At 67.5% G+C, this 16,297-nt stretch carries 10 protein-coding genes; 5 read left to right on the plus strand and 5 right to left on the minus strand.

The window, feature by feature from the left end; translation table 11 throughout:
• Positions 1–100: 100 nt before the first annotated feature.
• The gene (locus tag ACY34H_RS11665) at positions 101–2,059 is read right to left on the minus strand and encodes an NPCBM/NEW2 domain-containing protein (protein ID WP_464977657.1); all 1,959 of its coding nucleotides are present in this window, start codon (positions 2,057–2,059) and stop codon (positions 101–103) included.
• A 477-nt stretch (positions 2,060–2,536) separates the two neighbouring features.
• Between ACY34H_RS11665 and ACY34H_RS11670 the strand changes: the two genes are divergently transcribed.
• Genes ACY34H_RS11670 through agaR form a run of 5 tightly spaced genes read left to right on the plus strand, consistent with a single transcriptional unit; the run spans position 2,537 to position 7,824 of the window.
• Positions 2,537–3,487: an EamA family transporter gene (locus ACY34H_RS11670; protein ID WP_464977658.1), complete on the plus strand. Its 951-nt coding sequence runs from the start codon at positions 2,537–2,539 to the stop codon at positions 3,485–3,487.
• Between the two features lie 2 nt (positions 3,488–3,489).
• Positions 3,490–4,845 carry a D-tagatose-bisphosphate aldolase, class II, non-catalytic subunit gene (locus ACY34H_RS11675; protein WP_464977659.1) on the plus strand — a complete coding sequence of 452 codons (1,356 nt, stop codon included), beginning with the start codon at positions 3,490–3,492 and terminating at the stop codon, positions 4,843–4,845.
• Complete coding sequence (locus ACY34H_RS11680; protein ID WP_464977660.1) at positions 4,839–6,035, plus strand: SIS domain-containing protein; 1,197 nt, start codon at positions 4,839–4,841, stop codon at positions 6,033–6,035. The genes ACY34H_RS11675 and ACY34H_RS11680 overlap by 7 nt, the downstream gene beginning before the upstream one ends.
• Complete coding sequence (locus ACY34H_RS11685; RefSeq protein ID WP_464977661.1) at positions 6,019–6,999, plus strand: N-acetylglucosamine kinase; 981 nt, start codon at positions 6,019–6,021, stop codon at positions 6,997–6,999. The genes ACY34H_RS11680 and ACY34H_RS11685 overlap by 17 nt, the downstream gene beginning before the upstream one ends.
• A gap of 57 nt (positions 7,000–7,056) precedes the next feature.
• Complete coding sequence (agaR, locus tag ACY34H_RS11690; RefSeq protein WP_464977662.1) at positions 7,057–7,824, plus strand: transcriptional repressor AgaR; 768 nt, start codon at positions 7,057–7,059, stop codon at positions 7,822–7,824.
• Between the two features lie 123 nt (positions 7,825–7,947).
• On the opposite strand, the gene ACY34H_RS11695 is transcribed toward agaR, so the two are convergent.
• From ACY34H_RS11695 to ACY34H_RS11710, 4 genes are all read right to left on the minus strand, one after another.
• Positions 7,948–9,384: a DUF4832 domain-containing protein gene (locus ACY34H_RS11695; protein WP_464977663.1), complete on the minus strand. Its 1,437-nt coding sequence runs from the start codon at positions 9,382–9,384 to the stop codon at positions 7,948–7,950.
• Positions 9,381–12,080: an alpha-galactosidase gene (locus ACY34H_RS11700; RefSeq protein WP_464977664.1), complete on the minus strand. Its 2,700-nt coding sequence runs from the start codon at positions 12,078–12,080 to the stop codon at positions 9,381–9,383. The genes ACY34H_RS11695 and ACY34H_RS11700 overlap by 4 nt, the downstream gene beginning before the upstream one ends.
• A complete protein-coding gene (locus tag ACY34H_RS11705; protein WP_464977665.1) occupies positions 12,077–13,186 on the minus strand; it encodes an amidohydrolase family protein in 1,110 nt (369 codons plus the stop codon). Before ACY34H_RS11705 ends, ACY34H_RS11700 begins: the two co-directional genes overlap by 4 nt.
• Before the next feature lie 117 nt (positions 13,187–13,303).
• Positions 13,304–16,150: a TonB-dependent receptor gene (locus ACY34H_RS11710; protein WP_464977666.1), complete on the minus strand. Its 2,847-nt coding sequence runs from the start codon at positions 16,148–16,150 to the stop codon at positions 13,304–13,306.
• Positions 16,151–16,297 lie beyond the last annotated feature (147 nt).

Genomic DNA, 16,297 nt, shown 5'->3' on the forward strand with positions numbered 1-16,297 from the left:
AATGCAAATTTCGCATCGCGTGATTCAATAATTGAATTGCGGGACGGCTTGCGACGATACGGGGCGTATCCGGCAGCCTGGCTCCGGCTGCCGGACCCTTCTAGAGGCCGTGCATCAACCGGACATCCCCCCAGGTCGCCACAACGGGCGCGGCGGCGTCCGATGTCGCCCCCCGCACCACCAGTTCGATGACTTTCACGCCCCGCACGTCCGCCTTCAACTGGTGCGCCCCGGCGCCAAAGGCCACCGGCGCGCTTTCGGCCAGCAGTTTTCCATCCCCATACACGTAGAAGCGCACGGGCTGCTTTGTATTCTCGGTCGAATCGTCGACGCCGACCGAGGCCGTCAGCAGTGCATGGCCGGCATCGTTCTTCACCTGGAGCCGCGAGTTGGACAGGATGCCGATGCCCGAATCGAACGCCTGCTCGGCCACCTGCAAGGTTTGCCCGAACGGCGTCGTATCGGCCTGCGCACCGCCCCAGCCCGCATACTGCGGCCGCGAGCCGCCGGAGCGGGTGTTCGACCATGGGTCGATCATGCGGTGGATGGTCGGATCGGGTTGCGCATGCCGCGTGCCGTCGACGGCGACGTTGATCGACCCGGGGATCTCGGAAAGGTACACTCCGTTCTCCAGTTGCCGCTTGCCGCTCGCCTCGAACACCAGCGTCTCGTGCGGCGCGAGCATGAATTCCTTCTCGCCGGTGAACGTCGAGCTTTTCTTCGACCACAGGTCGCGCAGCGTGACGGGTGCACTGTCCGACAGTTTCAGGTGCCTGGCCAGCAGGGTCACCGGGGCCGGCGACGCGCCGCGGTTGAACAGCGCTACGGCCTTGCGCTGGCCGTCGCCCAGCGTCTTGACGATGATCTGGGCATCGTCGGAATCGTAGGTCACCACGCCCTGGTGCCCGGCCTTGTCCTGGTTCAGGCGCACCACGTCCGCGTTGCCCAGAACCTCGAGGAAAGATGCCGGGCCGTTGCGCAGGTCGTAGCTGACCAGCATCGGCGCATTGATCATCGCCCACAGCGAGAAGTGCGAACGCACCTGGACCGGGTGGGCGGCATCGAAGTCGCCATGGCCGATGTGCAGGATGTCGGGATCGTTCCAGTGGCCGGGGCCCGCATACAGCGGGCGCTTCGCCGCGCTGTCGAAGTTGTGCAGCATGCTCGTCCAGCTGGGCGTGATGTCGGCGCTGGTGCGCCACAGGTTGCCGACTTCCTTGCCCCAGGTGCGCACGTTCGCCATGCCCCAGGCGCAGATCGACAGCACGTAGTCGTTAGCCGGCCGGGCCGCTTTCAGCGCCGCGGCGACGGCTTCGTAGCGGGCCCGCACCGCGCCGATATCGGTGCGGTTGATCGAGCCGCGCTCGATCAACGGTGCCATCGCGCGGTAGTCCTGCTTCTTTACCAGCTCGGAACCCGGCACGAAGTCGGCCAGCCCGCAGGCGTCAATCTTGATGTAGTCGAAGCCCCATTCCTTGAAGTACAGGTTGATGTCCTGCGTGACGTGGCCATCCAGGCCCACCTCGCGCTCGGCGGTCGTGCCTTGCGGCAGGTTGGGCGAGTGCAGGTCGTAGGCTTGCGAACAGGCGTTGCGGCCGATGTCCGTGTAGATGCCGGCTTTCAGTCCCATGCTGTGGAGCTTGTCGGTAAAGGGCCTGAAGCTGGTGCCGTCCGGCCCGCCGGTGGCCGCCGAGGGAAAGATGCCGGTGCGGATCTGCAGGCGGCCATCGCTGGTGCGGCGCTTCAGCCACCAGCCGTCGTCGAGGTTGACCTGGGTGTAGCCGAGTTTCGCGAGCCCGCTGTCGACCAGCACCCGCGCGGCACCCATCACCTTGTCCTCGTCGACTTCCGTGCGGAACGCGTTCCAGCTGTTCCAGCCCATCGGCGGCGTGCTGGCGCTGCCGGCCGTACTGCCTTCCCAGCGGCCCGCCGGCGCCAGCGGGTCGGCCGCCGGCCTGGCGTACGCCTGCGCGGCCAGCAAGGCCATGGTTGTAACGAACACGCTGCGCAGCACTGTGCGGTGCCGTTGTTGACTCATCCTGGACCAGCGTTCTTTCATGCGCATCTCCTGTTTGTCGTGCAAGGTCGCTTCGATCGGCATTGGCTCACTCACGGAGGCTTTCGGCGTAGTCATCTTGCGACGGACGTAGCGAAAGAATCGAAAGTCCAGGTGTCAGCCGACAAAGCAAGCCGGAGGAAGCCCTGGGACTCCTTTCCGAGAGGTATGGGAGCCTGATTCGTGATGATAATCGAAAGAATTCGAAAACAAAAGTCAATTTAACTGCCAGCAAACAACAAGCAAACGAAAATAATTTGAAAGTTCTTTGCGTTTCGTTCGATAATTAACTACTATCGGAACGGCTCGCAACGCAAACAAACAAGACCATGCCGTCGTAGCAGAGGAAGAATCAACGATGAAACGCAAAATCAGCAATGGAATCCCGCAGCGCGGGGCCGCGATTGCAGCCGTGATTGTGCCAGCCAGTACGGTGCCGGCACAGGACGTGCCAGCGAGCGTGACGTTGTGAAGGCCGCCATGGAGACGACGACCACGATGCCGCATGAACGAAACCCTGCCGCCGCGCGTAGGCCGCGCTGGCTCGGCTACGCGCTGGCCACGGCGCTGCTGTGGGGCGTATGGGGCGCCTTTGCGGGCCTGCCCAGCCAGCACGGCTTTCCTGAAACGCTGGTGTATGTCGTGTGGGCACTGACCATGGTGCCGCCGGCGCTGTTCGTGCTGGCGCGCTCGGGCTGGCGCGTGCGCCGGGACCGCACCGCGGTGGCTTACGGCCTGGCGATCGGCCTGCTCGGCGCCGGTGGCCAGATGGTGCTGTTCTATGCGGTGAAGGAGGGGCCGGCCTACCTGATCTTCCCGCTCATTTCGCTGTCCCCGGTCATCACGATCGTGCTGTCGTTCGTGTTCCTGCACGAACGCACCGGCCGCATGGGCATGGCCGGCATCGTGCTGGCCATCTGCGCGCTGCCGCTGTTCGACTTCAACCCGGGCGGCGCGCCGCAGCAGTACGGCTTGTGGTTCGTGCTGGCGCTGGCGGTGCTGGCCGCCTGGGGCCTGCAGGCGTACTTCATCAAGCTGGCCAATACGCGCATGGATGCCGAGAGCATCTTCTTCTATATGACCGCGAGTGCGCTGCTGTGCATTCCGGCGGCGCTGGCGATGACCGACTTTTCGCAGCCGATCAACTACGGCCTTTCCGGTCCGTGGCTTGCCGCCGCCACGCAGATCCTGAATGCGGTCGGCGCACTGACGCTGGTGTACGCCTTCCGGCACGGCAAGGCGCTGACGGTGTCGCCGCTGGTGAATGCCGGCGCGCCGCTGCTGACCACTGTCATCGCGATGGCGCTGGCCGCGACGGTGCCGGGCGGCTACCGGCTGGCCGGCATCGGCCTGTCGCTGGCGGCCGCGCTGTTCCTCGCGCTGCAGCCGGAAGACGGCGCCGCATCCCCCGAATCTACCGAAGGAGTCTGACAATGGAATACATGTTGAATCTGGTGCGCCGCCACAAGGCCGGCGAGCCGGTCGGCATCCACGCGGTGTGCTCGGCGCATCCGCTGGTGATCGAGGCGGCGATGGAAGTCGCGGCAGCGGCCGGGCCGGACCAGCCGGTGCTGATCGAGGCCACGTCGAACCAGGTGAACCAGGATGGCGGCTACACCGGCATGACGCCGGCCGCCTTCCGCGATTTCGTGCACGGCATTGCCGACCGCACGGGCCTGGCGCGCGAGCGCGTGCTGCTTGGCGGCGACCACCTGGGGCCCAATGCCTGGCAAGGCGAGAGCGCCGACGCCGCCATGGCGAAGGCCGAGGTGCTGATCGACCAGTACGTCGCGGCGGGCTTTCGCAAGATCCACCTGGACTGCTCGATGTCGTGCGCCGGCGACCCGGTACCGCTGCAGGACGACGTGGTGGCCGCGCGTGCCGCGCTGCTGTGCGCGGTCGCCGAGCGGGCATGGCAGGCCGCCGGCGGCGAGGCGCCCGTCTACGTGGTCGGCACCGAGGTGCCGGTGCCCGGCGGCGCGCACGAGGACCTGGCGGAACTGAGCGTCACGACGCCCGCCGCCGCGGCGCAGACGATCGAATCGCATCGCGCCGCATTTGCCGCCGCGGGGGTGGATGCCGCGTGGCCGCGGGTGGTCGGCCTGGTGGTGCAGCCCGGCGTCGAATTCGACCACCACAAGGTAATCGACTTCCGGCCCGAGCTTGCCGTGGACCTCAGCCGCATGATCGAGGACGTGCCCACGCTGGTCTACGAAGCCCATTCGACCGATTACCAGACGCCGGCCAACCTGGCCGCCCTGGTGGCAGGCCACTTCGCGATATTGAAGGTGGGCCCCGGCGCGACCTTTGCATTGCGCGAAACGCTGTGGGCCCTGGCCGATATCGATGCGGCGATGGCCGGCGACGGCAAGGGTTCAGGCTTCAAGGACACGGTGCTGGAAGTCATGCGCGCCGAACCGGAATACTGGCGTAAATACTATGGTGGCGATCCGCGCAGTGCGCGCTTCGACCAGCAGTACAGCCTGAGCGACCGGATCCGCTACTACTGGCCGCATCCGGCGATACAGGCGGCGCAGGCGCGCCTGCTGGCCGGCCTGGAACGGGAAACACCGCCGCTGACGCTGCTGAGCCAGTACCTGCCGGCCCAGTACGAAGCGGTGCGCGAGGGAAGGATACCCAATCGTCCGGCCGATCTGCTGAAAGAGGGCGTGGCCAGGGTGCTGCGCCAGTATCTGCAAGCTTGTACCGGGGAAGCTTGTAACACGAACGCTGGTAACAGGGACGCCTGCACGGCAGGCGCCGCAACAAAGGAGTTGGAAGCATGCTAGTCGCAGACAGCAACAAGAACATGGAAATCCTCGGCATCGGCACGGAGCGGCTCGACGCCGCCGGCGCCGGCCTTACCGCGCGGGAAATCGCGCAGCAACCGGCCATCTGGCCAGAGATCGAGGCACTGGTCGCGGACCAGCGCGCCGCGCTCGACGCGTTCCTCGGCCCGCTGCTGTCGCGCGCCGACCTGCGCATCGTGCTGACGGGCGCCGGCACCTCGGCCTTCATCGGCGAATGCCTGGCGCCGGCCATGCTCGGCGGCGGCTGGCGCGTGGAAGCCGTGCCCACCACCGATCTGGTCTCCGGCCCGCAGCAGTTCCTGCAGCCGAAGGTGCCGACGCTGCTGGTGTCGTTCGGCCGCTCGGGCAGCAGCCCGGAAAGCGTGGCCGCCGTGACGCTGGCCGACCAGCTGGTCGACGAGGTGTATCACCTGGTCATCACCTGCAATGCCGACGGTGCCCTGTGCCAGATGGCGCAAGAACGCGGCAACGCCTACGCGATCCTGCTGCCGGACGCCACGCACGACCGCGGCTTCGCGATGACCACCAGTTTCACATCGATGCTGCTGGCCGCCGCCATGGCGTTCCGCGTGCTGCCGCCGGGGGCCACCGCCGAGCCGTCGGCCGCGGCCGCGGGCGTACTGGACACGACGCTGCCGCTGCTGCGCACGCTGGTTGCGCGCCGCTTCCGCCGCGTGGTCTACCTCGGCAGCAACGCGCTGCGCGGGCTGGCCCGCGAAGCCTCGCTCAAGCTGCTGGAACTGACCGACGGCCAGGTGGTGGCGCTGTTCGATTCCCCGCTGGGCTTCCGCCACGGTCCGAAGACCATCGTCGATGCCGACACGCTCGTCGTGGTGATGCTGTCGAACGACGCGCAGGCCCGCCGCTATGACCTGGACCTGCTGCGCGAATTGCGCAACGATGGCCGCGCCGGCCGCGTGCTGGCGCTGAGCGGGCGCGACGAACCGGAACTGGGCGACGACTGCGTGACGCTGCACGGTGCCGGCCTGTCCGCCGACCTGGCGCTGGCACTGCCCTACATCCTGTTCTGCCAGGCCTTCGCACTGCTGCAGTCGCTGGCACTGGGGCTGCGCCCGGATACGCCGAGCGTGTCCGGCACGGTCAACCGCGTGGTGCGCGGCGTGACCATTTATCCACTGACGGGAGATGGCCATGTTCCTCGGGGTTGACGGCGGCGGTACCAAGACGGCGTTCGCGCTGGTCGACCGGCAGGGGCATGTGCTGGCGCGCCACGAAGAGAGCAGCGCCTACTACCTCGAAGTGGGCATGGATGGCGCGGCCGACGTGCTGGCGCGCGGCTGCGCGGCGCTGTTCGCCGCCGCCGGCGTCACCGCGGGCGATGTCGCATTCGCCTTCTTCGGCCTGCCGGCCTACGGCGAGGACCGCGACGTGCAGCCCCTGCTCGATGCGCTGCCGCGCGCCGTGCTGGGCCACGGGCGCTACCTGTGCGGTAACGACATGGTGTGCAGCTGGGCCGGATCGCTGGCCTGTGCCGACGGCATCAGCGTCATCGCCGGCACCGGTTCGATGGCGTATGGCGAAATCGGCGGGCAGCGTGCGCGTGCCGGCGGCTGGGGCGAACTGTTCAGCGACGAAGGCTCGGCCTACTGGATCGCCCGCGCCGGCCTGGCGCTGTTCTCGCGCATGAGCGATGGCCGCGCGCCACGCGGGCCGCTGCATGCGCTGATGCGCACGCGCCTGGCGCTGCGCGACGATATCGACCTGTGTCAGGTGGTCTACGGCGAACTGAAAGGGGAGCGCAGCAAGGTGGCGGCGCTGTCGCGGCTTGTCTCCGAAGCGGCCGCGCAGGGCGACCTGCAGGCGGCGGCGATCCTCGAATCGGCAGCCGTCGAGGTGGCCGCGCTGGTCGATGCGGTACGGGGCCAGCTCGGAGTGGAGCCCGGCACGGAAGTGGCGGTGTCGTATTCCGGCGGCCTGTTCGGCGCGGAAGGCCCGTTGCGCGTGCCGTTCGCGCGGGCGCTGGCTGCCGGCGGAGCGGGAGCGTATCGCCTGGCAACGCCGCGCCTGCCGCCCGTGCTCGGTGCCGCGCTGTATGCGGCGCGCAGCGCCGGTACGCCGCTGGACCCGGCAGCGCTTGAACGCCTGGCGGGTGCGCAGGGCCCCAAGGCGTAGTGCCGGCCCTGCTGCAATCTGGTAAGCTGCTGTTTTAACAAAACTATTCGTCCGACCATGGGACAAACCGGTCAGCGCCGCGACATTATTCTGAAAGCACTTACCGAACACGCTTCGGTACAGGTCAGTGACCTCGTGAAACAGCTCAACGTTTCGGCGGTGACGATCCGCAGCGATCTCAGTGCACTCGAGGCGCAGGGCCTTGCCATCAGGAGCCACGGCGGCGCAACGCTGGCACGCATGCCGCCGACCGAACATACGGTCTCGCAGAAAGACGCGCTCAATCACGAACAGAAGGAGCGCATCGGCGTCCTGGCTGCTAGTCTGGTGAAGCCGGGCGAGAACATCATCATCGATTCCGGCACCACCACGCTGTCGCTGGCCCGCCATCTGCGCGATGCCCATAATGTAACGGTGATGACCAATGGCCTGAATATCGCCTGGGAGCTGGTCAACGCACCCGGCGTCGACCTGATCCTCACGGGCGGCCTGCTGCGCAAGCAGTCGCTGTCGATCCAGGGCCTGCAGGCCGAGGCTTGCCTGCAGGCCTACAGCTTCGACAAGCTGTTCCTCGGCGTCGACGGGCTCGACCTGCAGTTCGGCGTGACCACCCACCACGAGGCCGAGGCAAGCCTGAACCACAAGATGGTGGAACGCGCCAGGAAAGTCATCGTCCTTGCCGATTCGTCGAAGTTCGGCTTCATCAGCCTGCACCGCATCGTCCAGCTCGACCGTGTCAACACGATCATCACCGACTCGGACATCGACCCGCAATACCGCGACGGCCTGCGCGATGCCGGCATCGAACTGCTGATTGCCGATTAGGCGATCGGTTCCGTCTTCCGGAAATCACGGACAGGCCTGTCCGGCCACCAGGTCCGGAACGCATTTCACATCAGGCGAAAATCAGGCAAGGACCGCCAGCAACAGTGGCGGTCCCTGTTCCGCTCAGCGAATGCTCAGCGTCGTTCCAGTACGGAACGCGCCCAGTGTCGCGTCCCATCCCTGCGACCTGGCGGCATCCGCGGCATTGGCGGGGCGCACGCTGTAGCGCACATCGCCCGCCAGCGAGGCGGCGCCGTCCGGGAAGGCAAGCAGCACGTCGTAAACGCCGGCCGGCGTGCCGCCCGGCACCGCAAACCTTGCCTGCACCTTGCTGGAGCCGCCCGGCAGCCAGGTGCGCGGATCGACCGACGCCAGGGCAATCCGCACGACAGCGCCGCTGGCGCGGTGCCGGAGCAGCATCTGTACGCCGCGTGGATTGAAGGCGCGCGCCCAGCCGCTGTTGCGCACCGTCAGCGCGAGCTCCCCCGACTCACCAGCCCTTGCCGCGGCGCTGTGCCGCAGCGTCACCAGCTCGAAGCGGTAGCCCATGCGGCGCCTGACTTCCGCCATGCAGCCTTGCTCCTCCCAGCGCATATGGAAGAGCTTGCGGTAGTAGCTGTGGTTCAGGTAGGTGAGGCCGAAGCGCCGTCCTTCGCGCAGGATGTCGTCGCAGCTCGTGCGCGGCGTCGGCGCGACCGCATCCGCGGGATTGCAGGTTTCAGCGCCGAACGGTGCGACGGTCGAGAGCGAGGCGACGTAATCACGCTCGCGCCGACGGGTCGCCGCATCCTCGCTGTAGGTGCCGACATCGGTGCTTGAGGCCAGGAAGCAGTCGTTGTGGACACCGATGCGCGAGGCGGCCGACTCGTCGCGCCAGCGCGGCGGCCGCGGCGCCCACGCCATCAGGTAAGGTGGGTAGCGCAACTGCAGGAACCTGTCGGGCGGTAGGGCGCCGAGAAGCGCGTCGCGGATCTGTGCCCGCGATGCGGGCGCGGTAAGGTCGTTCGATGAGGTGTGCCATTCGCCCCAGGCGCCGACGAAGCCGGCCTGCAGGTAGGCAATGACATCCGCGTTGGCGGCCAGCAGCGGCTTGAGCTGCCCGATGTGCCCGAGTACGCGGCCGAGAGGCGCGTCCTGCGCCGCCCGGTACGCGGTCTCGCCCGACGGGTAGTTGTACAGGAAACGAGGAATGACTTTCAGGCCCGCGCGCCGCGCCGTGGCAAAGCCATCGGAAATCCCGGCCAGCACGCTTTCCGGCAGCGCGGTGCCGGCATGATCGTCCAGCCGCACCGGCACATAGACGAGGCGATAGCCGGCCGCGAACTGGGCATCGGCTTGCGCCTGCGTCCATGCGGCCAGGCTGTCCGCCGCCCACACGTACATGCCGCGCTCGGGATTGGCGATCTCGTCGCCACTTGCGCGGAACGACGTGCCAGCCACTGCGCCCGCACGCAGCGCGGGCGGTTCGGCACGCTGCGGCAAGGGTCCGGCGTGGGCCTGCGCCGGGAATGCCGCGAGCAGGGCACAGGCTCCAAGCGTTCGCAGGCCTTGCCTCGTCATGCCGCGGTCAGCAGGCGTCCGAAGGCGGCCGGGACGTGGAAGTCGGGCGTGCCGCTGCCACTCTTTCCGGTCGGGCTCCACGCGGAATGGATGCGCTGCTGGCCGGCGCCTTCCTGGCCTTCGACGCGGAACAGGTTCAGGCGCCAGCCATCCCGATCGCCCGCGCCACGCATCGGCACGGCCAGTTCGGCCGTCCAGACCTTGTGTTCCGCATCGATATGCGCCCTGGCGCGGCTTTCGCCGGCAATGCGCTTCTTGCCCGACACCTCGACGGCGATCTCCTGCAGCAGCCCGTTGGGCGCCACCTGCACTTCGCGGTAGCTCTTCAGCCCCGCGCGTTCCGGCGCCTGCAGGAAGACCTCGACGACGTCGCGCTCCCACAGCGGCCAGATGCCGGTCGCCGACCTGGCCTGGTCGAAGGTGCTCAACGCCTCGAACTTGCAGATGAAGCGCAGGTAGAGGTGGGCGGCGCCGCGCAGCAGCTGCACGCGGGTCGATTGCGGGCCGGCGAGCGGCTTGCCTTGCCAGTCATGCCGGAAGAAGGTCGCGGGCGCATCGGCCCATTGCGATGCGCGTGGGAAGCCGTCGGCCGCCACCTCCGCGATCCTGCCGGCGAAGGCGACCGGCAGCGCGTCGGGCGTTTCGGGTCGCGCTTCGATCAGCAGGCTGTGGGTGAAGCGCACGGGCAGGGTGGGTTTGTCGGCGGTCACCTTGCCCAGTTCCTTGCCGGTGAGCGAGTCGCGCAGCGTCCAGGCGCCCGGGCCGAGGCCGCGCAATGCGACCGTGCCGTCCCACCGGTCGGCATAGAACGCGTAGTGCAGGGCGCCGCCCTGTTCCACGACGTGGGTCTCCGGCTTGTCGAAGCCCAGGTCGTACAGCTCGCCGCGGTAGCGGCCTTCGGCGAGGCGCTGCCTGTTGTACAGGTCCACCCACTGGCGCCAGTGCGCCTCGCGCTCGGGTGTCAGCAGGAAGGAGTCCTTGGGCTTGGGATCCACCGGCCATGTGAACTTGGTTGCCACCACCGCGCCGATGCCCACGCTGGAGGCGAAGTCCTGGCCGCCGGTGCTCAGCTCCACGTGGTCGCCCGCGTAGGCGGACCACGGGCCCATCAGCGCTTTCAGCGTCTTGCCCTTGTGGCGCACCTGCCAGCTCGACAGCGGGTCGGACGCCGGCGCCTGGTCCATGAACGGCATGTTGTGGAAGGCGTAGCTGGTGCCGCAGGGGCACACTTCCACCACCGCCTCGGGGTTGGCCGCATGCGCCACGTCGTGCATGACCTTGTAGAAGGCCGAAACCGCCTCGACCGATTCCTCCGGCCGCTCGTGCCGGTGCTTCGGATTGAAACACGGCGCCACGCCGTTGAGGTGCTGGCCGTCGACCTTCAGGCCGTCGAAGCCCCAGTCGCCGATGATCATCCGGATCGTCTCGGCCAGGCGCTCCTGCGTCTTGCCGTAGGCTGGGCAGACATAGAAGCAGTTCCACCACGTCACGTCCTGCGGCGCGCCGTCCTTGTCGAGGAGCAGCAGGTCGGTGTGGTCATGCAGCTCGTCGCTGCCGGGGGCCACGGCGAGCGGCGCGATCCACAGCCGCGCCTTCATGCCGCGTGCGTGAATGTCGGCAACCAGCGCCTTCATGTCGGCGGCGCCGCGCGGGAACTTGGCCAGGTCGGGCGTCCAGTCCCCGGTCTTCACCTGCCAGCCGTCGTCCAGCACGGCCCACTTGAAGCCCAGTTCCTGCACCTTGGGCAGCGTGGCGCGCACGTAGTCGAGCGAGAAGTCGCGCTCGTAGCCCCAGGCGCACCACTGCGCCTCGTAGGCGCTTTGCGGCGGCTCGGGGGCCGCGAGGCCCTGCGCCGCCATCAGGCGCCGGTAGCGGTCCAGCGGCACGTAGAAGTCGCCACGGTGCACGGCAAGGAAGGTGGGCGGCGTGGCGAAGGTTGCGCCTGGCGCCAGTGTCTGCGGCTCGTCGCCGCGCAGCGAAACGTCGACCCGGTCGCCAACCGCCTTCACGGGCAGCGAGACCAGCAGCGGTTGCAGGGCCAGGTGGCCGACGGCCAGGCCGACGTCGCGGCGCCAGACATCGACGACCGGCGTGCCGCCGCCGTAGTCCGAGGCGTTCATGCCGAGGAAGTTGCCCTGCTTGAAGCCGCGCTTGACGGGCTGCACCCAGTCGCGCCGGTTGGCGTAGCTGGCGCCGGAATACGACCAGTAGCCGCCCGCGTGGCGCGGCGTGGCGGCCAGCCGGTGCGCGCCGTTCACCCACGCGTCGATGGCCAGCGGCTTGCTGCCCGTGTTGACGTAGCTGACGTCGAGCAGGGCGACGCCGGGATGCTCGTCGAGCAGCGTCACGGTGACGCGCTTCTCGATGCCTTCCAGCGAGCGGCCGGCGAGGCGCAGCGCCTGTCCGGCACCGAACGGCGTCGCGACCCGGGCCGGTTCCGCCTTCTGCATCGTGAAGCGGCCGAGCTGCCTGCCGCCCACGACCAGGTGCTCGCTGGTGTCGTAGCCGGTCAGCGCGACGGGCTGCCTGCCCGCCAGGCTGACGATGCGGCAACGCATCTGCTCATCGAATTGCAGCGACACGGCGGCGTCCTGCACGCGCACCTGGCCCTTGCCTTCGGCGGCGTTGGCGAACGGGATCTGCGTGGCCAGCGGCGCGGCGCCGAGCCATTGGAGGAATGCGCGGCGGGCGGTCATTGCTGGCCTCCCCATGCGCCGGGGAAGGCGCGCTGGGCATTCGTGCGGTAGAGCTTGTCGACTACCTGGCGCGGCAGCGCGAGGCCCTGGATGGGGGCGTCGAGATCGGCCACCTTGAACGACTCGGCGGTGTTGAAGTAGCGCCAGTGCATGCGCCACACCTCTTCGGCTTCGCGGCCCAGCGCGGCGCCATCCTGGCCGGGCGTCTGCGCCATGTCGCTGCCGTACAGGATGCGGTCCTGGTACTTGATGAAGAAGCGGCGCACGCGCTCGCGGTCCTTCTGGCTCTGGTACTGTACCTGGCCGATGCGCGCGGCGATGTCCACCACGGCGGTCGGGAACCTGTCGAGGAATGCGGCCAGTTCGTCGACGTCGCGTTCCAGCGATGCGAGGTGCACGCCGATGAAGCGCAGCTTCGGGTGCGCCGCCACCATGCGGTCGCGCGCGGCCATCTGTGCTTCCCAGCTTGGCATCTCGGGGTGCAGGTGCATGTGGTACTGCGGGTGGGCCTTGAAGTACTCGCGGTCGTTATTGACCGTCATTTTCTCGAGCGGCAGCCAGCAGTTGTGCGGTTCGCCCTGGTGGCCCAGCAAGGGGATGCCCTGCCGGGCGAAGTCCTCGAACAGCGGCGCGAAGCGGGCATCGTCGATCATGACCAGGTGCTGGTTCCTGTCGCGCAGGCTCATGCCGATGTTCTTCCATACCTTCACGCCCACGGCGCCAGCCTGCATCGCGGCGGCGATGCGCTGGCGCGTGGCAGGCAGCCAGGTGGGCTGGTCGGAGCCGTCGACGGAGAAGCTGGCGATCCACGCCACGTCCTGGGGGAACTGTTTTTTCAGCGCGATGGCCACGCGCTGCTGGTCGTCGAGCGGCGGGAAGTCGGGGTAGTCGACGTTGATCGTCAGTACCTTGAAGTTCTGGCGTTTCGCCGACTCCATGAAAGCGGGCGCAGGCTCGTGCAGGTGCAGGTGCGCATCGATCTTCACGACGCGCGCGTAGTCGGCCATCGTGTAGCTGGACTCGTCCGCGGCATGCGCGGAGCAAAACACCGCGCTGGAAAGCAGGGCGGCAAAGGCGGTAAGCGTTGTGGAAAGCAGGGGTCGCATTGCAAAAGGTCGCATCGGTATTCCAGTTTTCGGTAGTGCGGGGCCGGCGCATGCCGGCATCGTTGTCCCTTCAGGGGCGGAGCAGGGCGCGTGGTCCCGCTTCCGCCCGTTCCGGCGTCAGAACTTCCAACTCGCACCCAGGGTGATGGAGCGGCCGTAGCGATAATAACCATTGGGCAGGCTGATGGTGCCGTTGGTCAGCGACGGCGCCTGCTCCGCATCGGTGAGATTGTTGCCTTCGATACTGAGGCGCAGCGAATCGTTCACCTCGTAGGCCAGCTGGGCTGTCAGCCACGTCATCGACTTGGCCACTTCGTTCCAGCCGGCACCGATGACATTGGTGGCCGTGACGAACGAATCGGTGTAGTCGGCCGTGGTGCTCATGCTCCATGGGCCACGCTCGTACAGCACGCCCACCGAGGCGGTGGCCGGCGCGATGCCCTCCAGCGGGCGCTCGACGCCGTTCACCCAGCTGCTCGACAGGTTGCGCGTGTACTGCGCACGCACGCCGAAGCCGTTCTCGAACAGGTGCTGCAGGCCGATCTCCATGCCGCGCGCCTTGGCGCTGTCGCCGTTGATGGGCCGCTGCACATTGAACAGCCGGCCGCCGGGTGCGCCGATGTCCTGGCCGGTCAGCCATTCGTTGGTGATCTGGTTCTTGATGTTCTTCTGGTAGACGGCAAAGGTCAGCGCGGAGCCCTTGGCGTAATACCACTCCAGCGAGGCGTCGGCCTGGCGCGCGGTGTACGGCTTGAGATTGGCATTGCCGCCGTAGATCTGCGTGAAGTCGCCCCAGGAGATGCTGGCGGTGGTGCTGGACGGCGCGAGCTTGTCCACGGAGGGGCGCGCCATCGTCTTGGCGGCGCCCAGCCGCAGCTGCAGGGTGTCCGTGATCTCGTAGGTGAAATTGAACGACGGCAGCCCGAACGTGTAGCTGGCATCCTGCCGCACCGCGGACGGATCGGCATACACGGCCGTGAAGTTGAACGCGCCGTTCTGCAGGATGTCGTTGATCTTCGCGTCCCAGGCCTGCGCACCGGTCTTGGTGCGTACGAGGCGCACGCCGACGTCGGCGTTCCACCTGTCGCCGGCCAGGTCGGCCTGTACGAAGGCTGCCGTGGTCTTCTCGCTCACGCGGTAGCTTTCCAGTGGATTCCAGGCGGGCGCCGACAGGGTCGAGCTGTAGACGCCGCCATCCGGCCGTGGCTTGCCGTCATAGCCGGCCAGCGCCTGCGCGTAGCTGTCGACGTCGAAACCCAGGAAGCTGCGCGGGAAGTTGCCGCTCACGCCCGACAGGAAGCTGCCCGGGCTTAACGTCTGGTTGATGACGTTGCCGCCCAGGTTCCCCACGTTGATCGCGTTCGCGCCGGAGTAGTGATCCTGGCCCGCGTTGAACGCGTTGTTGATCATGTCGCGCGACTTCTTGCGGTTGGTCTGGCCCAGGCCGAACTTCAGGCGCTCGACATTGAAGCGATCGACCTTCCATTCGCCAGCCACGTTGGCGCCGCGGATGTTGTCGTCGATGTTGTCGCCCGTGCGGCTGTAGAAGTGGGTATTGAAATCGCCGGCGTTGAACAGGCCCTGGGCCAGGCCGCTCTGCAGGTCGCGGCCGTCGGCGAACGTGGTCGTCACGTCGGGCACGGCGGCGCCGGTGAGGCGGATGCGCGTCACGTTGGGCTGGTTCATGCGCAGCACGACATAGGTATCCTTGCCGCCGGAATTGCGCTTCGATGTGGACTCGTAGATGTCGCCGGTCAGTTTCAGGGTCGGCGACATCTTCCATTCCGCATTGGCGCCGTACATCGCGGTATCCACCACGCGGAACTCGGTCTTGTTCAGCACCTCGGGGTTGAGCCGCAGCTCCGGGTCGTCGCTGGACAGCGTCAGGTCGGTCACCACGCCGTTGGTCACCTGCATGTTCGACCAGCGGCCCGGCGCGTACAGCGGGTAGAACGACAGCTGGTAGCCGACCTGCGGCGAATCCAGCCGGGTCTTGAAACCGTCGACGATGACTTTCAGGTCGCGGCTGGGGCGCCACTCCACCTTGCCCGAGAGTGCCAGGCGTTCCTTCTTCTCCATAATGGAACCAAAGCGGAACTGCCCCGGCGCGACGAGGCCTTCCTCGTTCGCGTCGAGTACGCCGTTGCCGTTCGGGTCGATGGCGCCGCCCCAGGTGTTGCCCGACTCCCAGAACTGGCTCGGGTCGCTCGGGACGGCGTTGCGCGACCAGCCGCCGTCGTTGCCGGCCGTGTCGGTGCGCACGTCGCGCTTGGCGTAGACGACGCCGAGCAGCACGCCGATCGTGTCACCGAAGGTGTTGCTGTACGTGCCCGACAGCTTCTTGCCGTTCAGGTCGCTCATCTGGTTGCGGTCCGCCTCCACGCGCAGCAGGCCGCGCTGGCCTTTCTGCTCGAACGGGCTGGCCGAGCGCAGGTTCACCAGGCCGCCGATGGCGCCTTCGATCAGCTGCGCCTGGGTCGACTTGACGACGTCGGCGCCATTGATGACGTCCGCCGGCAGCACGTCGTACGCGAAGTAGCGGCCCGCGCTGTCGGTGCCCAGCAGGCGGCCGTTGAAGGTGGTGATCGTGTAGTCGGGGCCCAGGCCGCGGATGCTGACCCGCTGGCCTTCGCCGCCCGCCGTACGGGAGATCGACACGCCGGTGATATGGCTGAGCGAGTCGGCCACGTTGTTGTCGGGGAAGCGGCCGAGCTCGGTCGCACTGATGCTGTCCTGCACCACAGCGGAATTGCGCTTGAGCGCCAGCGACTGCTGCAGGCTGGCACGGGTGCCGGTCACGATGACCTGCTCGAGCTTGTCGGCGGCGGGCGTGGCGGCATCTTCCTGGGCGGCGGCTGGCGCCGCGAAAGTGGCCAGCGCGACCAGGCACGCGGAAGTTAAGGGATTCAGCACAAGGCGAGGATGACTGTCGGCGTGCGGGCGGCGGTGCAGGTGAGAACTCATGAAACGCTTCCTTGTATAAGTTGTTGGAGCAGCGCAGGCGGACGCTGGTAAACGGAAGGCTGTCCGGTCGCGGTCACCAGGGCTGCCAGCCGGGGCCTGGCCAGCTGGTGGGGGTGCCTTTGTACTTTCGTTTGATTTCGTATGACG

This window comes from Pseudoduganella sp. jia 9, from assembly GCF_055502615.1.